We start from the raw sequence: 20,716 nt of genomic DNA on the forward strand, positions 1-20,716 counted from the left end.
CCGCTGGGACAGAAACGCCCCAGCGGTTAATCCTTACAGCGCGTAAGAGAGCAACAGACAACCAATCAAACCGCATACTGAGATAATGGTTTCCAGCGCAGACCATGAGCGAATTGTCTCGCCAATCGTCAGGTTAAAATACTCTTTAAACAGCCAGAAACCGGGATCGTTGACGTGTGAAAAGATTACACTGCCAGAACCTACGGCGATGACCATCAGCTCTGGGCTGGCACCGCTGGTTGCGATGAGCGGTGCGACAATGCCACCTGCGGTAATCGCCGCAACGGTGGCGGAGCCCAGCGCAATACGCAGTACCGCAGCAATCGACCACGCCATGAAGATGGGTGAAAGCGTGGTTTGATGCATCATATTTGCGATATATTTGTCTACACCACTGTCTACCAGCACCTGCTTGAACGCGCCGCCGCCGCCAATGATCAACAACATCATCGCGATGATTTTGATCGAATCGGTTAGCGTATCCATCACCTGCTCCATGCTGCGCCCCCGGTTCAAACCGAAGGTAAAGATCGCAATCAGCACGGCAATCAAGGTTGCCATGATCGGATCGCCGAAAAACTCGGCATAAGGCAGTAATACATGACCTTTCGGCAACAGCATTTCCGCCACCGCACGTAATGCCATTAAAATGACCGGAACCAGCGACGTCCAGACACTGACACCAAATCCAGGCATTTCTGCTTCGGTGAAGATTTTCGGGTTGTAAAGCCCCTGCGGAATTGGCTTATCAATGCCTTTCAAAAAACGCGCATAAACCGGGCCAGCCAGAATCACTGTGGGAATAGCCAGCAAGGTGCCAAACAGCAGTGTTTTACCCATGTCAGCATTAAACAGCGTTGCGATAGCCGTCGGGCCAGGGTGTGGCGGCAAAAAGCCGTGTGTAACGGAAAGTGCTGCCGCCATTGGTACACCAACATACAGCAGCGGCACACGCGCAGAGGCAGCAACGCTGAACACCAGCGGCAGCATTAATACGAAGCCGACTTCATAGAACAGCGCAAACCCTACAGTGAAGCCCGTCAAAACCAGCGCCCACTGAATATGCTTAATACCGAACTTTTCGATAAGCGTTGTTGCAATACGCTGCGCGCCACCGCAGTCGGCGAGCATTTTTCCCAGCATGGCGCCGAAGCCCATGATCAGCGCCAGACTGCCGAGCGTGCTGCCTACACCGGTTTTGATTGAGGTAATGACTTTGTTGACCGGCATGCCCTGCATCACACCGACCGCCAGCGCCACTAAAATCAGTGCGATGAAACCATTGAGTTTAAAGCGAATCATGAGCAGCAGCAGTAAAGCAACGCCGATCGCCACGTAGAGTAAGGGCATAATTTTCTCCACCTTTCGCACTGTGAAAAAGCAGCAGTGCCGGTTTGTTATCGTTGTCCCTTAAGGAGACAGAATGAGCGTTGTAAGTTGTGTTAACAAATTGACAATCGCTGTTACCGATAACATGTTAAGGGTAACATTGCGCCTAAGCATCACTCTCAGAACGGTGAATTTCCGTTTTGCGAAGGTGATCAACTTTTTGCCTGAGCGTTATCAGAAAGTTTGCTAAGGCCAGCGGCGCGCTTTTCGTTACACTCAAATTTTAGCGAAAACCTGGAAGGATGCGCTGGTGAGTGACAATCTGAGCGAGCTGTACAGTAATCAACGAACCCTGTTTGGTCGTGGAAGCCTCGATAAACTGATACCGCTGCTGGCAGCGGAGCCACAACCGACGCTGCTGTTTTGCGGTCGCTCTTTCTTGCAAGGCCCGGCTTACGAGCGGCTAAAGTCAGCCTTAAACGATCATATTATCGGCTATGAAATTGTGCGTCATGAAGCGTCGCCCGCCGACATTGATGGCTGGGTATCCCGCTGGCGCGGACATGTCGATCGTGTGGTTGCCATTGGTGGCGGGAGCGTGCTGGACGCGGCAAAAGCCTTCAGCGCCATGATACAGCACCCCTTGCCTACCGCACGCTATCTGGAAAAAGTCGGTGACACCCCGGTTCAACCCATTACGTTGCCGCTAATCGCCGTGCCAACCACCGCCGGAACCGGCAGTGAAGCGACGCAAAATGCCGTTGTTACCGATCAGCATGACATTCAGGTCAAGGCTTCGCTACGCCATCCGGTTTTTGTGCCGCGGACAGCGATACTCGATCCTGACTTGCTGAAAGGATCACCTGATAAGGTGCTGGTGACCTGTGGTATTGATGCGTTTACCCATCTTTTTGAAGCCTATCTGTCAAACAAGGGCACGCTGTTCACTCGTCAACTGGCGCTAACCGGCTTACGTCAGTTTGTACAGGCCTGGCCGACCCTGAACCGGGAAGATGAAGAAGGTGACAAAGCCCGTGAGGCGATGATGATGGCCTCCTGGCTGGGAGGGGTTTGCCTGAACAGTGCAGGATTGGGGGTTATTCACGGTATTGCGGGCGAAATCGGCGCTATCAAGCCCTTCCACCACGGCGAAGTATGTGGGCGGCTGTTATTTTCTTTTCTTGACCGGCTGGCCGAAAGCCAGCACGCCGGGCAACAGCAGTTAATGTGCGAACTGCACCAGCAGTTGTTCCCTCATGCCACCGGTTGCCCGGCACGTTACCTGAAAGAGTGGCTACAGCAACAGGCAATTACGCCGTTTTGGCTTGCAGGGCCTGCCCTCTCATCAGAGGAAACAGAGTGGGTTTTGGCTCGCGCCAACAGTAAAAACGCGTTGCTGAATTACAGTCGTGATGAGATGCGTGAAATGATCGTCCAGGCATGGCCAGGGAATTGATATAAACCGGGCAGCATGATGCTGCCCGGATACTTTTTAGCGGTTAACCACTTTGAAAACGGAAATCTCTTGCGCCAGCTGCGCGGCTTCATCACGCAGCGCCTGAGTATTTTCAGCGGTTTGCGTTACCAGCATCAGGTTTTGCTGAATGCTGCGCTCCATCTGAGATACGGCCAGCGTAACCTCGGCAATGCCTTTGCTTTGCTCATCGCCTGCCACGCGCATTTCACTCACCACCTGCTTCACTTTGTAAACATCGTTTACCAGCTGGCTGAGTTGCCCACCTGCGCCTTCGACCAGTTTGCTTCCCGCCAGCACATTGCTGTCAGAATCAGCGATCAACGCCTTGATCTCCTGTGCCGCTGTTGCGCTACGCTGCGCCAGCGCCCGGACCTCTGAAGCGACAACGGCAAAGCCCCGTCCCTGCTCGCCTGCACGCGCAGCTTCGACAGCCGCGTTCAGCGCCAGAATATTGGTCTGAAACGCGATGCTGTCGATAACGCCGAGAATTTCCGCTACGCGCCGCGAAGAGCACCGAATCGCGCCCATGGTATTCACCACTTCGCTCATCATCTCGCTGCTGTTGCGGGCAATTTGTGCCGTCTGTTCTGCCACCGCATCGGCCAGTCGGGTGTTTTCAGCATTTTGCTGTACCGTGGCATTAAGCTGCTCCATTGCCGCCGCACTTTGCTCTAACGCAGCAGCCTGCTCGGCAATTTTTTCTGACAGTGCCTGATTGCTCTGCGCCAGTCCTGAAGCATTCGCCGCCACGGTCTCTCCACTGCCCTGTACCCGCGTAATCACACCGGCAATTTTATCAACGAAGCTGTTAAATGCACCGGCAATATCTGCCAGCTCATCACGTCCGCTTTTCGCCAAACGTCGCGTTAAATCACCATCACCATTTGCAATTTCATCCAGCGCATAGTGCGTGGTACGCAACCGCTGGCCGATGCGTTTGGTAAACCACCAGGTTAATAGCAGCAGGATAATCATCGCCGGGATCAGGAAAGTAAAAATGTCACGCATCATGCTGCGCGCCAGCCCGCTCACCTCTTTATCAGGCGTGACCAGGCCGATTATCCAGCCGGTGCCTGCCATACGAAACAGCGTTACGTCTGCGGTTTGCTGCAAATGCTGATCGTCAAAGTTATCCCGTGACACTATATTGCTGCCGGCTTTCAGGCTGTTCACACTGCTGACTAACGGGGCCAGCCAGCTCTTCTTCTGCGCCAGCGCCGTTAGCGTGGTGAGCGATGTAGCATCCTGCCCTGGGAAATAGAGCAGGTTACCTGCGGCATCAAGCGCAAAGGCATAGCCGCCCGTCACGCTGCCCTTGCTTTCCATAAAGCCACCGAGATTATCTAACTGCACATCCAGCGTGGCGACCCCCGCAAATGTGTCACCTGCGCGATACGGCACGCTACAGGTCACCATTTTTACGCCTGAGACTGCATCCTGATAAACCTCAGACCAGCTACAGCGATCGCGCGGTGCATTGCGTGCCGCACTGTACCAACTTTCGTTGTGATAGCCGCTGCTGCCGGCCTCGTTATAGCCCTCAGAGTAATTTAAAACCCCGTTCGCCTCTCTGGCCCAGAAAAAACTGCGGCGCGCTACGCCTGCAGTATAAGCATCAGGTTCAGGCCAGATGCCGCCGCCAGCAATCGTGTGGTTGCCCAGGCTGTCGATGATGTGTGGGAAAGTGGTTTGCCACAACGAAACGTCGTGCGGCAGCACTTCAGCCAGACGCGCCATGCTGGCAGCTTCGCCTTCAATACCCACCAGTTGCTGATTCAACTGGCTGACCAGATTGCCGCCCGCCTGTTGAATAAGTGTGTGACTGGCTTCGATAACACGCGGTTGCCCACGCAGCATCAGCGTAAAAAAACAATCGCTGTTGTAATGCACAACAGCAGCAGACCACCCAGGGTTATCCGGGCGGCCAAACGAGTTGGAACCATAATTTATCCTTACTTACCGAGACAACGACGATGACGGAGATAAGAAAGCTCTGCGGCTTGTATAAATGCGTTCCTTCGTTATCGAATATCGGCAAAGTCAGGGATAAATTCAGCCCGGATTACGAATGCATGGCAAAAGGTGGCTCGCCCGCCAACATCTGTTCGATAACCTGTAACACGCCCTGGTCGTTGTTGCCCGGCGCAAGATAGCGCGTGGCCTCTTTGATTCGCTGCGGTGCATTTGCCATGGCGAAACTAAAGCCAGATTGCCTGAGCATTTCGAGATCGTTGCCGCCGTCACCAAAAGCCAATACCGCATCATGCGAAATCCCCCAGCGTTGTGCCAGCAGGTTCAGGCCATGCGCTTTGTGATGGCCCGGCACGATTAAATCGACCGAGCCGTGACCGCTGGAGGTGGCCGCAGCCGCGCCGTGATGCAGGCGCGCAATATCTGCCATGAGCGGCTCGACATAATCATCAGACAGATTAAGCGCAAATTTAAACAGCTTGTCATCTGCAACCTCATCGATGCTGCTGATATGTCTCAGGCGGTGGCAATAATGACGCATCTTAGCCAGCCATTTTTCATCGGTATCATCGAAATAATAGGCGCTGTTACGCCCACACAGCAGATAGCGTAATTGTGGATAGTCTCCGTTTTTCAGCGTGTCGATAACGGCAATGATGTCGCGGCGTGAAAATGCACCACAAAAAAGTTCTTCATCGCGATCGATAATCCACGCACCATTTTCCGCCACAAAAGCGATCTCACGGGCAATTTCAGGAAAGAAGGATTTAAGCTGGTAATACTGATTGCCGCTGGCGACAACAAATTTAATGTCGCGGGCTTTTAGCTGTTGATAGCAGGCGAGAAAACGGGATCGGTTGTACTGCTTGTTATCGTCCAGAAAAGTGCCGTCCATATCTACCGCAACCATTTTAACCGTCGTCATCATGACTCCTTAAATGCAAAGGGATACAGAGATTCGACTGTGAGAATAGCCTGGTGAGAAGAGAAAGCAGAGAGAAACCCGGATGGCTGACACCATCCGGTGGGAAATTAATGCAAAGCGTTGCCCAGGATCAATGATGTGATAACGCCGGTCGCTGCTGCAATTAATACGTAATTACCGTCGATATAAGCCCAGTGTTCACCGCGAGGTGGTTCACGTAAGCCCCGGTCATGCCAGTCATCTACGCGATAGCGGTCGCCACGATATTCATGTGGCACCGCGTGACCACGACGAAAATCATGGCCGTTCCAGGCAAAATGGTCATGATCGTTGCGGTGATCGCCGCGCGAACCGCCGTGATCAGGCCCACGGCCATGGTCATCATGACGATCACCGCCGCCATGACGCTCCCACTGCTGACCCTGATGATCGCCTGGACCATCAGCCCGGCTCGCGGCTGAAAAAAGTGTGCTGCATGTTAAAAGTGACGCAATAAGCGTTAATGTTGTTTTTTTCATGGTACGACCTCCAATGGTAACGGCTGATGAAGCGCCGTTGAAAACACTATTATCCATATAGGGGGTATTCAGCATCTCCAAAAGTCTTAAAGAACGGTAACTTACACACTATTACGCATGCTTATCGCTTTCTTAACAATTTTCATAATCTCTGACATAGCATGGTTCAAAGCATTTATTACCGCTGGCAAAGACATGCAGGGAAAATAGAGCGCAGTGATTGGGATTTTTCTGATTAAATACCGATAAAAAAGATAACCCAGCTATTTATAACCGTAATGACAGAATAAAAGGAAATTGAATAATGTAGAAAAAGACGGAAAATAAAAACCCGATCGATAACGATCGGGGATTAACTATCCATACCAACCTGACGGGGTAAAACCCTTAATGAAATCAAGGGAAAACTGAAGCACACAACACCACATCACTAGCGTTGCGCATAAAGAATAACACTTCTGTCGCCCCTGTTGGATGAAAAAATATCACATTAAGTAAAAAGTTTTCATATCTTGCGCGTTGTTAAAATAACCTTTTTGTGCAGCAGAAAAAATCAGGAATAAGGACAAAATAAAACTCACTGAAAAAGCCAAAATAGGTCTGTGCTCTGACCAGATCCGTAAAAAAATAACGCCCCTGCAGCCAGATATATATCAACTCAGGTTGCTACCGCTTCGCGGTGGACTTTTCTTTACCGTTTTAGCCTGTCTGTTTTTTTGTGCCTGCCTGAGCCGTTTATTTTCTTACCTGAAAAGTGAGTTAAGGAAAATTTATTCTTATGCTTAACAAAAGAATCAGGAAAGTGAGGCGGGGAAATGAAAATCTGGCAGGCTTACGGTCAGGGCTGACAGATGTGCCCGTCCTGACCGTAGGAATTAACGCATCAGTGAAAAGAAAATCGCAGAGATAGCCACCAGGCCAGTCAGTACCACAAACAGGTTACTGAGTTTGCCACTGTATTGACGCATTGCCGGAACTTTGTGAATGGCATACATCGGCATTAAGAACAGAATAACCGCAATCACTGGCCCACCAAGCGTCTCAATCATACTGAGAATATTGGGATCAAGCGTTGCTACCAGCCAGGTTGTCAGCAGCATAAACAGCGACGTTAAACGGTTGAGTTTATCCGGCGCAACGCTTTTGCCCTGACTGCGCAGCGCCTTATTAACCAGTCCGTTAAACCCTTCGCGAGCACCTAAATAGTGTCCAAGAAAGGATTTGGTGATCGCGACGATAGCGATAACCGGTCCCAGCCAGGCGATGACCGGCACCCTGAAATGATTCGCAAGGTAAGAAAGGATCGTAATATTTTGTGCTTTTGCTGCATGCAGATCGTCAGGCGACAGGCTGAGCACACAGCTAAAGACAAAGAACATCACCGTTGCCACCATTAGCAGGTGTGAATATGCCAAAATGCGCGAACACTTTTTATCGGCCTCCTCTCCATACTCTTCACGTTTGGCAACGGCAAAAGAGGAGATAATCGGCGAGTGATTAAACGAAAACACCATCACCGGAATCGCCAGCCACAGCGTCATCCACAAGCCTTTACCGCCGGAAGCAGGAAGATTAAGTGTTTGCAGCGCGGCACCGTGCCAGTGGGGAATTAAATAACATGCCATCAGCATTAACACCGCCACGAAGGGATAAACCAGTACGCTCATCGCCTTAACAATCACGCGCTCACCGAAACGCACAATCATCATCATGCCAGTGATTAATATCAGCGACAGCAGCACTCGCGGCGGTGCCACTAAACCCAGTTGATTAACGATTAAGCTCTCTACCGTATTCGTTATGGCCACGCTGTACATCAGCAAAATAGGATAGACAGCAAAAAAGTAGAGCAGCGTAATGACGTTACCGGCCCCTGCGCCAAAATGCTCTTCTACTACCTCAGTGATATCACCCGTGGGATTTTTACCGGAGAGTACGAAGCGCGTCAGGGCACGATGCGCGAAGAACGTCAGGGGAAAGGCGAGAACTGCCATGACGATTAACGGCAGCAAGCCACCAACGCCCGCGTTGATCGGCAGGAATAACACGCCAGCGCCAATGGCAGTGCCATATAATCCCAGCATCCACAGGGTATCGGTTTTACGCCAGCCTTGTTGTTCTGGCGTCTCAATGGCACCCAGCGTGCCGGTTTGAGTGGTTTTCATCTGGTAATCCAAAAAACATGCAGTCACTGCTCTCGCATACGCAGGCTGCAAAATTGACTTCCATTTGCCGCCTCCCCTTCTTTACCGGGACGAGGACAAATACGACCTGATTAGCGACAGCGCGGGCGCATCTTAACGTAAATTTCAACGCTTCTGCGTTTCACGCGGCTTAAATAAAAAAATCGTTTACGTCGCTCAGACGTAAACGATTGCGCCCTGCTCTTTTTACACTAACTGACACTTTCAATTCAAGTAAAGCTGGGTGTTTATGCGCATTCTGTGCATCACGAACAAAAAATAAGCGAACAATGACCATTAACAGATAAATAATGCAACACCTGACGGCAGCAAGGCTTACTGATGAAAAGATGTGATTTTTTTCACCGCTTCGCATTGCCAGCTACGCTTTAATCATACTGTTTGTTATTCATTCACCATATTCAGGAGACAGAAGGATGAAAATTGCCTGCCTTGGTTGGGGATCGCTGATCTGGAAACCCGGCCTGTTGCCCGTCGCAGGAAGCTGGTATGCGGATGGGCCAACGGTGCCGGTTGAATTTGTCCGCATTAGCGATGGTGGTGAAGTCGCCACCGCACTCTGTCTCAATGCTGAGCCGGTAAACGTATTTTGGGCATTGCTGGCTACCGCTTCACTGGACGTTGCCTGCAAAGCATTACGCGAACGTGAAGGCATACCGGCAGAACGCGTGGATGGGGTCGGCATCATGTTAGTGGATCATACTACGACCGGGCCACTGCAAGCGTGGGCAAGGCACAAAGCGATTGATGCGCTGATTTGGACGGCGCTGCCCGCGCGCATAGCGTCAACTGAAGGACGCGTTCCCGGCGTCGAAGAGGTCATCAACTACCTTCAGCAGCTCAATGGCGACAAACGTGAGCACGCCCGACGCTACATTGAACAGGTGCCTCCACAGATCGATACCGCCTATCGCCGCGCCATTGTGAATGCGCTCGGCTGGCATCAGGCAGACATCTTATCCACCTGAATCTTCCGTTTTCCTCAGCCAGTGCCTTGCCGTCCATTTAAGCGGCTTCAACGCAGCCGCTCTGCTTACTTAACCTCAACTGGCTACACTTCACTGCAGGTCGCAAAAACCGGAAATCCTTTTCCCACATTTTTATGCCTCTACTTGCCCCGAAATTGCCGCCGACCTTTAAATGCCTTTACAACACGGCAATTCACTGATCAAAGGAGTCGAACAGATGAAAGCGTTAACTTATCACGGCCCACATAAAGTCAGCGTTGATAACGTGCCCGATCCCAGCATTGAAGCAGATGATGACATCATTCTGCGCGTCACCGCGACGGCAATTTGCGGATCCGATTTACACCTGTATCGCGGAAAAATACCGGGAACCGGCCATGGCGATATTTTTGGTCATGAGTTCATGGGTGAAGTGGTCGAAACCGGCAGCGCCGTTACGGCTGTCGCCAAAGGCGATCGTGTGGTCATTCCCTTTGTGATCGCCTGTGGCGACTGCTTTTTTGTCATCTGAGCCAGTATGCAGCCTGCGAAAATACCAACAGCGGAAGAGGCGCGATATTAAACCGCAAAAATATTACCCCGCCTGCCGCGCTGTTTGGCTACAGCAAACTTTATGGCGGCGTGCCGGGCGGACAAGCGGAATATGTGCGTGTGCCAAAAGCCAATGTCGGCCCGTTCAAAGTCCCGCTGACCCTGCCTGATGAAAAAGTGCTGTTTCTTACCGATATTTTACCAACAGCGTGGCAGGCGGTGAAAAACGCCGAAATAAAACAAGGTTCAAGCGTGGCCATATTTGGCGCCGGGCCGGTCGGTTTACTGAGCGCCGCCTGCGCCCGTTTTCTGGGCGCTGAGCAAATTTACATGATCGATCACAACGATTATCGTCTGGCGTTTGCGCGCGATCGTTACGGCGCGATCCCGATTAATTTCGACAAGATTGACGATCCCGCTGGCTGGATTATTGATCACAGCGAAGGGCGTCGCGGTGTGGATGCGGTAATCGATGCGATTGGCTTTGAGGCCAAAGGCAGCCTCACTGAAACCGTACTCAGTAATCTGAAACTGGAAGGCAGCAGCGGCAAAGCACTGCGCCAGTGTATCGCCGCGGTCCGACGTGGCGGTATTGTCAGCGTGCCGGGCGTGTATGCTGGCTTTATTCACGGCTTTTTGTTTGGTGATGCCTTCGATAAAGGGCTCACATTTAAAATGGGGCAGACCCATGTTCACGCTTACCTGCCTGAGCTGCTGAAACTGATTGAGCAAGGCTTACTGACACCGGAAGAGATCGTGACGCATCACATGCCGCTGGAAGATGCTGCACGGGGTTATGAGATTTTTGAGAAACGCAAAGAGGATTGCCGCAAAGTTATTTTGGTACCGGGCATGGGAGCCACACAAGCCACGCTGTAAAGCGGTAGGGCGACAGCCTGCCACTGTCGCCCTTTCCATTCAGATTATCCCGTGAAGCGTTAATGCAGCCGACGCGTATTCAGCGCAGCAGACCATAATTGTGCGGTGCAGCGTGGGCAAACCTTACGCTGCTGCGCCGCGATCTCCTCTGTCTGACCGCAGTGGGTACAGGCATAGAGGCCGGTTTTCGGCACCTGAGTAAAATCCTGCCGATGCGCCGGTGGTAACACGCTGAGTCCCGCCCGCATCTCGTCATCATTAAAGAAATAGAGGCTCAACTGACCATCAACTTCAATCAGTGCCAGCCGCACCTGACCGAGATGTTCAACGCCCTCTTGTCGCAGCTCCATGAAAAACTCATCTTCAGAAATGTTTAGATTGTCCAGGCTCTGAAGCTCATACAGCCCGTCCTGAATAAGCGTAATCACGTTGCCCTGGATCCACTTTGATACGCGGGCACTGCGCGCCGTCAGGTAGGTGGTAAAGCGATACAAACTCAGCAGCACGATAAACACCATAATCACCGGCAGCACCGGCACATCATCATAGAAAGTCACATCACCGGACGCTGAGCCCAGCGTCAGAATAACGACCAACTCAAACAGGGAAAGCTGACGGATCCCGCGTCTGCCCGATATTTTTAAAAAAGTGAATACCACAATGTAAGCAAGCAGTACCCGGACGATAACTTCAAACAGAAAGGTTGCCGGTTGGTCATTGAGTAAAAATCGATGCCAGTCGAATGAGAACATGTTGGTAAACGTCCTTGAAGCCAGAAGCCTGAGCGGTTCATCCGTCGCTTCTTTTGATTGCTAATTATCGAATCCTACAATAATAAAGCCTGTCGCAAGTTGCAAAAGTCTGACGGTTCCGTTATCCCATGCAGGGTATAAAAGCCCCGCCGAAAAGATGAAAGACCTCTGCCCCTGCCTGCAAAAGCCGCGATTCGCTTACTGCCCTAATTTTATTGTTTACAAAGGCTTTTCCTGAAATTGACTGGAATTAAATTGCCGCTTTGCTTTTTCTTTTTACTTCAATACCTTGTACTATCCCCCTTTACCTATACTTTCCAGTAAGGCTTCCAGTCGCCAACGGCGAGCCAGAGAAGTCATTAAAATTCAACACCCCGATAGCGTTAATACCTCACCGCGCTATCCCTCACGCCTGCGAGCATCCTCATCCTTCGGCTGAGCGATCATCGCTTTTAGCACGGATCGCCTGATCACCTCAAAAGGCCAGGCCTCAGCTTTGCATTGCTTTTCATCTGACGCACATAGCCGACTCAACGGTTGCTTTTGCTTTTTTCAGCAGAGGGGAAGAGATGACGCCATTTTTCAGCTTTTGGCAGGCCGGTTATGAAGGGGCCGATCATATTAATACTCAGGGTGAACCCCTGTCGATGTACGAGATTAATGCGCATCTGACCCGATGCAATGAAGATTACGCTGCGCTCAAACAGTTTGCTATTCATACCGCGCGTGAAAGCGTTGGCTGGCGCTTATGTGAACGCGATGACAGCTATGATTTCTCTTCCGTTGCGCTGCGCATGCAGGCAGCGAAACAGCACGGCATTCAGTTAAGCTGGACCCTTTGTCATTACGGCTGGCCCACCGACATCGATCTGTTTTCTGATGAATTTGTTTCCCGTTTCGCCACCTTTTGCGGCGAACTGGCGCGTTTTCTGGCGCCCTGGTATGACGAAGCCCCAGTCTATTCCCCCATGAACGAGATCTCTTTTCTCAGCTGGGGCATATCAGTGGGATTGTTTTCCCGCCCCGATATGCCGGAAGAAGTACTCGCGGATGCCGCTAAACGACAGCTGGTGCGTGCCACACTGGCCGCCTGTGACGCCATCTGGCAGGCCGATCCCCGCGCACGCATTATGCATTGCGATCCGCTGATTCACATCGTGCCCGATCAGGATAGCGATAGCTGCCGACAGGAGACGGCAATGTTATGCGAGGCCCAGTATCAGGCCTGGGATATGCTGGCAGGTCGGGTCGCGCCTGAATTAGGCGGTGCGCCGCATTATCTCGATCTGCTTGGCGTGAACTACTACCACGATAATCAGTGGGAAATGACCACTAACCGTCGTCTGTTCTGGCACCTGGCCGATGCGCAACGGATCCCCATGCACGAGATGCTGGAGACCGTTTATCAACGCTACCAACGACCACTGCTGGTGGCAGAGACCAGCCATGTTGGCAGCGGTCGCGGCGCCTGGATAACAGAAGTGGGTGCAGAGGTTGCTCAGGCACAGTTAGCCGGTGTCGAGATACTCGGCATCTGTCTTTACCCCATTATCGACCGCCCACTGTGGGAGGATCCCTCTTTTGGGCTCGCAGTGGGCTTTGGGATCTGGATCGGCTGGGACCGGATCCCTTTGCCCGTCAGTTGCAACAGCCTTATGCCCGCGCGCTACGCCAAACGCAGCAGTCATTACAGCATTTCCAGACTCTCATCTTATCCAGGCGGCCCGATCAGGAGAACAACATGAAGCAACCTACATTAATCGTATTTAGCCATTTACGCTGGGGATTTGTTTTCCAACGCCCACAACATTTACTGACGCGTCTGGCCCAGCATTACCGAATTTTATTTATTGAAGAGCCGCTGTTTCAGGCGGGGCCACCAGGATTGATCGAAAGTTCGCCTGCGGCAAACATCACGGTAATTCAGCCGCATACTGATATCGACGCCCCGGGATTTCATGACAGCCAGATTGCATCACTTCAGCTTCTGCTCGCCGCACTGGTCGAAGAAGATGAACGCCCGCTGGTGTGGTTTTATACCCCGATGGCACTGCCTCTGTTAACACCCTTTAAGCCAGGCCTGGTGATCTATGACTGTATGGATGAGCTGTCTGCGTTCCATCAGGCGCCGCGCCAGTTACAGCAGCGTGAATCCGCTCTGCTGACGCGGGCCGACCTGGTCTTTACCGGTGGGACCAGCCTGTACGAAGCGAAAAAGAGTAAACATCCGCAGGTGCACTGCTTCCCCAGCAGCGTGGATGCTATTCATTTTGAACAGGCGCTGGATCGTAATAATCATCATCCCTTGCAGGATACTCTTCCGCCGCTGCGCCTGGGCTATTACGGTGTGCTGGATGAACGTATCGACCTGCCGTTGATTGCCGCCCTGGCCGACAGCCATCCTGAATGGCAAATTATTATGGTTGGCCCGGTAGTAAAAATTGATCCTGCCAGCTTACCGCAGCGCCAGAATATTCACTGGTTAGGCCAGCAACCTTACCAGGCTCTGCCGCAGTTTCTTGCCGGCTGGGATGTCTGCCTGATGCCTTTCGCGCTCAATGCCTCCACGCGCTACATTTCGCCGACGAAGGTGCTGGAATATATGGCGGCGCAGCTGCCGATTGTCAGTACTGCGATTATTGATGTTGAACGTCATTATGCCGATCTGGTGGCGGTGGCGCGCTCGCCGGAAGCGTTTATTCAGGCCTGTGAAGAGGCTTTACGCTTAAGCCCCACTGAACGGGCCGCTCTGGCTGAAAAAATGCAGAAGAAAGTAGCCGCAACCTCATGGAACAGCACCGTTGAGCGCATCCATACGCTCATGCAACAGGCGCTGATATCTGAAAACGACGCCGCCCAGCGCAACGGTGAACCAGCTGAAATCACCCCGGCGGTGACCTGGTTAACCTCTGCGACCGAAGAAGCTGAAACCGTGCCGTGTTTGATTATCGGTGCCGGTCCGACCGGACTGAGTGCGGGTTATCACTATGGCGAGGGGGCTGTGGTATTAGAAAAAATGCCACGCCTGGCGGCTGGTGTCGCTCCATCGAAGATAACGGTTTTACCTTCGATTACGCCGGGCACATCATGTTTTCGCAGGACCCTTACGTCCTGCAACTTTATGACATGCTGCTGGGCGATAACCTGCACTGGCAGGAGCGTGAAGCCTGGGTCTATAACGACGGCGTTTACACGCGCTATCCTTTCCAGTCTTCCCTGTATGGTTTACCCGCCGAGGTGGTAAAAGAGTGCATTCTTGGTGCGATTGATGCGCGCTACGGCGAAACCGAAGCGCGTACCCTGCCGCTTGGTGTAGCACGCCAGCGCCGGGATTGCTGTGCCGATGGCGCGATACCCGATGGCGATATCAACGCACTTGACAGCGAAGAAAAAACAGAGGATTTCGAGCAGTTTATTATGCGTACCTGGGGAAAAGGCATTGCCCGGCATTTCGCCCTGCCCTACAACAAAAAGCTGTGGAAAGTGCCGCTGTCTGAGATGGAAACCTCCTGGCTTGGAGGCCGGGTACCTTTGCCCGATCTGGCGCAAATCATTGATGGCGCACTGCAACCGCTGGCTAAACCGGTCGGTCCCAATGCCCGCTTTGGTTACCCTCTGCGCGGTGGTTTCCAGGCACTGATGTCAGGCTTTTTGCCTCATTTAAAATGTACGCTTGAGACCAACGCTAAACTGGTAAAAATTCTGCCTCAGGCGCATATCGCCACGCTGGCAGATGGTCGCCACTATCGCTATGAACAGTTGATTAGCACGATGCCGCTGCCGGAGCTGATCAAACTGATGGGCGATGAAGTGCCAGAAAACATACAGCTGGCCGCCAAAAAGTTGCGTTACGTCTCTGTGCGCTGTGTGAACCTGGGTATTGATCGTACCAACCTGACCGAGAAGCACTGGATTTACTATCCAGGCGATACGCTGTTCCACCGTATCTTTGTGCAGGGCAACGCCAGCCCGCATTGTAATGCGCCCGGCGGATTTGGCCTGACCTGTGAAATGACCTACAGCAAAGATAAGCCGCTGCCGCTGCAAGGCGATGCGTTAATTGAACGCTGTCGCGAAGATTGTATCAAGGTGGGTATGATCCGCCCTGAAGACACGATTATCTCGGCTACTCAGGTCGATATGCCCTATGCGTACGTGGTATACGATCACGCCCGTACGGCAAATGTGACACTGATTCGCCAGTGGTTGTTAGCTCAGGATATTCACCTGTCTGGCCGCTACAGCGAGTGGGAATATTACAATTCTGACCACGCTTTTCTCGCCGGTAAACGGGCAGCAGAAAACGTGAAAATGCAGTTGCCCTCCCAAAGCACTCGCGTCTGAAAAAACGGGGCCAGTCCGTCAGGGCTGGCCCTGCTTCTTATGCCAGTGGCATTTGGCCGTTTTTAACCTATCCAGCAGATTCAGCCGCGCATCCGCTTTTTGCGTCGCTGAATGCTTTGCCAGCCTCTTGCCTGGGCTAAAGTCGCCCACTAAACCCAATACCAGGGCATCGTAACGATCAGTTTGGACAATTTCATTCTGGATGCTGTGCGTTTTGGCGATCTGCTGCTCAATAACTTTCCAATCAAATGCCGTGGTTTCTTCCATTGTGACGGCGGGTGCCTGCGGATAGTGCGCCCGCCAGCAGTCCGGTTTTCAGCGTTGAGATAAATCTTTTCATCTGCTCTACTCGCGTTATGTTACTGATGCTTTTATCGGCACCCGGCATAATCTCTTAAGATTGTTGCTCACCTTTTGCGGCGAAAACGCTACGCTAATCCAGGTTGACGTTAAAAACGCTTTCTCATGCCCGGTTACGCATGCTTTTCATTACTGCGTTAACGCTGTAACCCGGCGGAATTCAGGCACACCAGGAGAGATTTTACATGAGGTTTTTCAATGCGCTTTAAAGGACTGAGCATGGGGTTTTTCCTGCTGATTTTGGCCATCGTTACGGTTGCTTTCTTCGAGGTATTAGCTCCCTATTTTTCCCCGATTTTATGGGCAGCGGTGCTGACCGTTATTTTCCACCCGCTCAAAACGTTCCTGCGCACCAGACTGAGCGATCGCAACGGACTGGCATCGCTGCTGACCTTGCTGTGTATCTGTTTAATTGTTTTTACACCGCTGGCAATCATCACCTCTTCGCTGGCGGTGGAAATCAACACGGTATACACCAAACTGCAAACCAACTCGACGCAGTTTCCGATCGTTTTTGCTCAGTTGATGCAGCATCTGCCCGACTGGGCAACGCACTATCTCGCCGAGCATAATCTGGATAGCGCAACAGCGATCCAGCAAAAGTTATCGGGACTGGCGCTCAAGGGGGACAGTACGCCGCAGGCAGCATGTTTATCATTGGCAGAGGCACATTCAGTTTTACTGTGGGCTTCGGCGTCATGCTCTATCTGCTGTTCTTTTTGCTGAAAGATGGCTCCCATCTGGTGAACTTGATTCTGGAAGCGTTGCCACTGTCGACCTATATCAAACATCACCTGTTAATGAAGTTTGCTGCCGTATCACGGGCGACGGTCAAAGGTACAGTGGTTGTTGGCCTCGTTCAGGGCATTCTGGGGGGCTGGCGTTCTGGTTTGTCGATATTGATGGCAGTCTGTTATGGGGATCGTTGATGGCTTTTTTTATCTCTGATCCCCGCAGTAGGCTCCGCCATTATTTGGGTACCGGCCGCTATCTTCTTTTTGCCACAAGCGCGTTGTGGAAAGGTCTGTTCCTGGTGGGCTTCTTTGTGGTGATAGTGGGACTGGTTGATAATATTCTGCGACCGCTGCTGGTAGGCAAAGATACCAAAATGCCCGATTATCTTGTGCTGATCACCACCCTGGGTGGCCTCGAAATTTACGGTATCAACGGCTTCGTCATCGGTCCGGTAATTGCTGCCCTGTTTATCGCCTGCTGGAATCTGCTTTCCGGACGTGATAACCGGGACAACAGCGAAGCGATTAATGAAGAATTTATTGAAGAAGGTAAAAAGATTTGGATACCACAGCAGAAGGATAAATGCGTTAACCCGGCCTGACATATAAAAAAACCCACCGGACGGTGGGTTTTCAGCCCTTCAGAACTGCGTTGATCAGTTAGTCGCTTTGTTCTTCAGCTCTTCAGCGCCCTGCCTGGTTTTATCCCAGCCTTTCTCAGCGCCTTCTTTGGTGCTATTCCAGGTCTTTTGCGTACCTTCCTCAATCTTGCTGCTGGTGGCATTGCTTTTGCCTTCCGCCGCATGTTTTGCTTTAAGATTGAGCTCTTCACCTTTGTGCTGAGACTGATGCAGTTTCTCTTTGGCGGTGTCCGCGCCTTTATGCGCTTCCGCTACCGTGTTGTCGGTTGTGGTTGCCGCGAAAACAGGTGATGCCAGTAAAAGTGCAGACAGTGCAATAATTGTTTTCTTCATAATTCCCTCTTTTAAATCGAAAGTGCCGTGTCAGTTTTTTATCCTGGCACAGGCGGTACTGGAAAGATTTAAGAATAAACCGGGAATCAAAAATGGGGTTTAAGTGGCGAAAAATTCGCCATCTGACAAGATATCTGTCCGTCACAGCAAATTGAGCTGTTGCTGATCCTGGGGCTGATTTTTTTGCTTTAGGCTTTTTTGCCACCGGAGCGGGTTTCTGCATTTGCAGTTGAAGCCAGTGCAAAATGACGTCTACCGCCCAGGCTTGCTGTTTAGCCGTTAACGCCTGATGTTGAGGAATGTTATGCCACTTACTCAGACATCCCCGGCAACATGTTGCTGTGGCGTGCTGAGCAATGAACACCGGATGACCACGCATCGGCGTTTGTTTGCCATCATTTACAGGCTCGGCTTCCGCCAGCCTTTGTTTAATAAAATCAGCGGCGTGCTCACGCACTCCGGCTTCACCTTTGTTCAGGCAGTACGCATATTCTGCGCTGCCTAATGCAAATCGCTGGCGAAAAGGCGAGCGTGAAAGGCGTTGAAAAAGATCATCAAGTTGCGTCATGGCACCTCAATTGTTTTGACAAAAATGCAACGGGCAAAAGCAGAAAACGGCGGGCAGGTATCGTGATAGCGGAGAAGGAGTGCCTGTGTTGAAATCTGACGTTCACTGCAATGTAAAAACCGCCCGCAGGCGGTTTGTGATATTAAATGTCTTTAGCGGGCTCGGGAAAGTCGTTACCATCTTCATCTTCAAGCGGATCAATTACGTCACCATCTTCATCATCCTCAAGCGGATCGATATCTTCATCCGCGCCCTCTGGTAGCTCTTCTTCATCATCTTCGTATGCCGGATATTCGGCATCATCAGGTACTGGCTCTTCATAATCGGGACGTTCAGACATAATGACCTCCATCGACGCTGTTGTTGGTCTGTTAACTATAGCTACCTTCAGTGAATCTGACGTGCGGTATCTCACGAATGCAGTGTCTGGCCGCTATTTTTGCGCCCAGAGAGGTAACGAACGCCCTGCGGGCCGAACGCCTCACGGTGTAGCTCATTAGCCTGAAGGTGAAAAATCTGCCCGGCCTGATAAGTGTTTTCGCTGTGTTCAGTAAATAGAGTGATGTCGCCGCTCATAATGAACGCCATCATCTCAAAAGGATGCATATGATTATCGAGCCGGGTGCCAGGTTTACGCTCGACGAGTACCGGCTCGTCAAATCCATTCTCCGCTAATGCTTTTCGGAATTCTTGCTCGGTCATATCGCCTCCTGAATTATGGCCTGCTTTAAGCATAGTCAAGGATGGCCCGGCACTAAATCCACACTGCTCACGTGTTAAACCTGCTACGTAAATTAGCGCAAGCAAGGTTGTACCTGGGGCGTGTGAATGCTGTACTTTCTGCCACCGTATCGTTTAAAACAGAACAAAAAATGGATAACCATGCCGGAACAGAAGGTATCGCCAGGCAAAACAGCACTTTTACTGATTAATCATCATTCACGTAAAGGCCGTCATGAAAAACAGCGCGCCCGTGCTTTGCTGATGAAATCAAATATTGCGGTCATTGAGCCAGACGAAGATGACAACCGAACATACGCTGAGCTGATTGTCGCCTTTTCCGCACGCGTCAGTTTTGTCATTGTGGGCGGTGGCGACGGCACACTCAACGCAGCGGCTCCCGGCTTACTTAAGACAGGGTTGCCGCTGGGCATTCTGCCGCTAGGAACAGCGAATGATTTTGCCCGCACGCTGGGCATTCCGCCAGATCTGGAACAGGCAGTAAATATCATCACCGCCGGACAGCAACGTGATGTAGATTTAGGGGAGGTGAATGGGCATCTTTTTTTGAATGTATCCAGCATTGGCTTTTCGGCTGAGCTGGCGCATAACCTGACGGCTGAATCAAAGAAACGCTGGGGAGTTGGCGGCTACGCCCTGGCAGCCTTTCGCCTTTTGCGCCAGAGTCGCCCCTTTAGCGCCACATTGATCCATGAAGGCCACGCGATCCCGATTAAAACGGTGCAGGTTTCTGTGGGCAACGGTCGCTTTTACGGCGGCGGTATGACAGTTGAGCGAAGCGCCGCGCCCGATGATGGTTTGCTCGACGTTTACAGCCTGGAGATTGCACACTGGTGGCAGATGCTCGCACTGTTTCCTTTTTTGCGCCGCGGCTTACAGGGGCGCTGGCGTAACGTCAGGACATTCAGCACCACATCGCTCACACTGCATACGCGCCGCCCGCACTATATCAATGCCGATGGCGAAATTATTGGTCAGACACCAGCACATTTTCGCCTGATGAACAAAGCCATCAGCGTGTTCGCCGTCCGTTAAAGCGTGTTTTTCAGGGTATTCCCGCCCGGCATTCACCGTTCTGCCGATTCTGCTTACCCCAGGGCTCTTCAGCGTCGCGGACGATTGAACTACCATAGAGAGTGAATAATTGATGAATAAAGAGGGCAAGTAGCATGAGCGATTTAGAAGCAAGAATTGCTGAACTGGAGCAGGAAAATCTGGAAAACCACGAGAGGATCCTCTCACTTGAAGTAGCTTTAGGCGTTATCGCGAATGTGCTTAATCCGCTGGCGGGCGAAGGCTATTCCGTTGCTGATGTTTTCGACAAAGGGTTTTCAGCCATGCAAAGTGAAAACCCGGACGATGCCAGTCTGGCGTATCTGGAAACCATTAAGCAAAAAGTGATACGCCTGCTGGGCGGACAATAAATTAACAGCCACGTAAG

The 20,716-nt window shown here is 51.7% G+C and carries 13 protein-coding genes and 5 pseudogenes; 7 read left to right on the forward strand and 11 right to left on the reverse strand.

Annotation, left to right across the window (positions count from 1 at the left end; genetic code table 11):
* Positions 1 to 33: 33 nt before the first annotated feature.
* Positions 34 to 1,350, reverse strand: coding sequence for a gluconate transporter (gene gntT / locus O3W44_RS07965; RefSeq protein ID WP_269292642.1), 1,317 nt, complete (start codon positions 1,348 to 1,350; stop codon positions 34 to 36).
* 259 nt (positions 1,351 to 1,609) lie between these two features.
* On the opposite strand from gntT, the gene O3W44_RS07970 reads away from it, so the two are divergent.
* Positions 1,610 to 2,785: an iron-containing alcohol dehydrogenase gene (locus tag O3W44_RS07970; protein WP_269294394.1), complete on the forward strand. Its 1,176-nt coding sequence runs from the start codon at positions 1,610 to 1,612 to the stop codon at positions 2,783 to 2,785.
* Positions 2,786 to 2,821: 36 nt separating this feature from the next.
* Here O3W44_RS07970 and O3W44_RS07975 read toward each other — a convergent pair.
* From O3W44_RS07975 to O3W44_RS07990, 4 genes and pseudogenes are all read right to left on the reverse strand, one after another.
* Positions 2,822 to 4,749: pseudogene (locus O3W44_RS07975) on the reverse strand (methyl-accepting chemotaxis protein).
* A gap of 119 nt (positions 4,750 to 4,868) precedes the next feature.
* Positions 4,869 to 5,702 (reverse strand): Cof-type HAD-IIB family hydrolase, encoded by an 834-nt coding sequence (locus O3W44_RS07980; protein ID WP_269294395.1) that lies wholly within the window; start codon positions 5,700 to 5,702, stop codon positions 4,869 to 4,871.
* A gap of 107 nt (positions 5,703 to 5,809) precedes the next feature.
* Positions 5,810 to 6,220 (reverse strand): RcnB family protein, encoded by a 411-nt coding sequence (locus O3W44_RS07985; RefSeq protein WP_269292643.1) that lies wholly within the window; start codon positions 6,218 to 6,220, stop codon positions 5,810 to 5,812.
* 875 nt (positions 6,221 to 7,095) lie between these two features.
* Positions 7,096 to 8,385 (reverse strand): HAAAP family serine/threonine permease, encoded by a 1,290-nt coding sequence (locus O3W44_RS07990; protein ID WP_269292644.1) that lies wholly within the window; start codon positions 8,383 to 8,385, stop codon positions 7,096 to 7,098.
* Positions 8,386 to 8,840: 455 nt separating this feature from the next.
* On the opposite strand from O3W44_RS07990, the gene O3W44_RS07995 reads away from it, so the two are divergent.
* Together O3W44_RS07995 and O3W44_RS08000 are read left to right on the forward strand one after the other, a co-directional pair.
* Positions 8,841 to 9,392: a hypothetical protein gene (locus O3W44_RS07995; RefSeq protein WP_269292645.1), complete on the forward strand. Its 552-nt coding sequence runs from the start codon at positions 8,841 to 8,843 to the stop codon at positions 9,390 to 9,392.
* A gap of 217 nt (positions 9,393 to 9,609) precedes the next feature.
* A pseudogene (locus O3W44_RS08000) lies at positions 9,610 to 10,802 on the forward strand (zinc-dependent alcohol dehydrogenase).
* A gap of 59 nt (positions 10,803 to 10,861) precedes the next feature.
* Here O3W44_RS08000 and O3W44_RS08005 read toward each other — a convergent pair.
* On the reverse strand, positions 10,862 to 11,554 hold the full coding sequence (locus tag O3W44_RS08005; RefSeq protein WP_269292646.1) for a DUF421 domain-containing protein: 693 nt from the start codon (positions 11,552 to 11,554) through the stop codon (positions 10,862 to 10,864).
* A gap of 569 nt (positions 11,555 to 12,123) precedes the next feature.
* Here O3W44_RS08005 and O3W44_RS08010 point away from each other — a divergent pair.
* Positions 12,124 to 15,898: pseudogene (locus O3W44_RS08010) on the forward strand (FAD-dependent oxidoreductase).
* Positions 15,899 to 15,916: 18 nt separating this feature from the next.
* Here the strand turns inward: O3W44_RS08010 and O3W44_RS08015 are convergent.
* Positions 15,917 to 16,165, reverse strand: coding sequence for a hypothetical protein (locus tag O3W44_RS08015; RefSeq protein ID WP_269292647.1), 249 nt, complete (start codon positions 16,163 to 16,165; stop codon positions 15,917 to 15,919).
* A gap of 291 nt (positions 16,166 to 16,456) precedes the next feature.
* Here O3W44_RS08015 and O3W44_RS08020 point away from each other — a divergent pair.
* Positions 16,457 to 17,594, forward strand: a pseudogene (locus tag O3W44_RS08020) (AI-2E family transporter).
* 54 nt (positions 17,595 to 17,648) lie between these two features.
* Here the strand turns inward: O3W44_RS08020 and O3W44_RS08025 are convergent.
* From O3W44_RS08025 to O3W44_RS08040, 4 genes and pseudogenes are all read right to left on the reverse strand, one after another.
* Positions 17,649 to 17,966 (reverse strand): hypothetical protein, encoded by a 318-nt coding sequence (locus O3W44_RS08025; protein ID WP_269292648.1) that lies wholly within the window; start codon positions 17,964 to 17,966, stop codon positions 17,649 to 17,651.
* 211 nt (positions 17,967 to 18,177) lie between these two features.
* Positions 18,178 to 18,534: pseudogene (locus O3W44_RS24670) on the reverse strand (DUF4186 domain-containing protein); the annotation flags it as partial.
* A gap of 142 nt (positions 18,535 to 18,676) precedes the next feature.
* Positions 18,677 to 18,874, reverse strand: a complete 198-nt coding sequence (locus tag O3W44_RS08035; protein ID WP_269292650.1) for a hypothetical protein — start codon at positions 18,872 to 18,874, stop codon at positions 18,677 to 18,679.
* 71 nt (positions 18,875 to 18,945) lie between these two features.
* Positions 18,946 to 19,236 carry a cupin domain-containing protein gene (locus O3W44_RS08040; protein WP_269292651.1) on the reverse strand — a complete coding sequence of 97 codons (291 nt, stop codon included), beginning with the start codon at positions 19,234 to 19,236 and terminating at the stop codon, positions 18,946 to 18,948.
* 180 nt (positions 19,237 to 19,416) lie between these two features.
* On the opposite strand from O3W44_RS08040, the gene O3W44_RS08045 reads away from it, so the two are divergent.
* On the forward strand, positions 19,417 to 20,310 hold the full coding sequence (locus O3W44_RS08045; protein WP_269294396.1) for a lipid kinase: 894 nt from the start codon (positions 19,417 to 19,419) through the stop codon (positions 20,308 to 20,310).
* Between the two features lie 134 nt (positions 20,311 to 20,444).
* Entirely contained in the window at positions 20,445 to 20,699 is a 255-nt protein-coding gene (locus tag O3W44_RS08050) for a hypothetical protein (protein WP_269292652.1), read from the forward strand.
* Positions 20,700 to 20,716 lie beyond the last annotated feature (17 nt).

The organism is Pantoea sp. LMR881, from assembly GCF_027157825.1.
GTDB lineage: Bacteria > Pseudomonadota > Gammaproteobacteria > Enterobacterales > Enterobacteriaceae > Pantoea > Pantoea haifensis.

Coding starts and splice junctions, on each gene's coding strand:
- O3W44_RS08040 (WP_269292651.1), bottom strand. CDS start 19,236: ATGACCGAGCAAGAATTCCGAAAAGCATTAGCGGAGAATGGATTTGAC.
- O3W44_RS08015 (WP_269292647.1), bottom strand. CDS start 16,165: ATGGAAGAAACCACGGCATTTGATTGGAAAGTTATTGAGCAGCAGATC.
- O3W44_RS08025 (WP_269292648.1), bottom strand. CDS start 17,966: ATGAAGAAAACAATTATTGCACTGTCTGCACTTTTACTGGCATCACCT.
- O3W44_RS08005 (WP_269292646.1), bottom strand. CDS start 11,554: ATGTTCTCATTCGACTGGCATCGATTTTTACTCAATGACCAACCGGCA.
- O3W44_RS08050 (WP_269292652.1), top strand. CDS start 20,445: ATGAGCGATTTAGAAGCAAGAATTGCTGAACTGGAGCAGGAAAATCTG.
- O3W44_RS07990 (WP_269292644.1), bottom strand. CDS start 8,385: ATGAAAACCACTCAAACCGGCACGCTGGGTGCCATTGAGACGCCAGAA.
- gntT (WP_269292642.1), bottom strand. CDS start 1,350: ATGCCCTTACTCTACGTGGCGATCGGCGTTGCTTTACTGCTGCTGCTC.
- O3W44_RS07995 (WP_269292645.1), top strand. CDS start 8,841: ATGAAAATTGCCTGCCTTGGTTGGGGATCGCTGATCTGGAAACCCGGC.
- O3W44_RS07985 (WP_269292643.1), bottom strand. CDS start 6,220: ATGAAAAAAACAACATTAACGCTTATTGCGTCACTTTTAACATGCAGC.
- O3W44_RS08035 (WP_269292650.1), bottom strand. CDS start 18,874: ATGTCTGAACGTCCCGATTATGAAGAGCCAGTACCTGATGATGCCGAA.
- O3W44_RS08045 (WP_269294396.1), top strand. CDS start 19,417: ATGCCGGAACAGAAGGTATCGCCAGGCAAAACAGCACTTTTACTGATT.
- O3W44_RS07980 (WP_269294395.1), bottom strand. CDS start 5,702: ATGACGACGGTTAAAATGGTTGCGGTAGATATGGACGGCACTTTTCTG.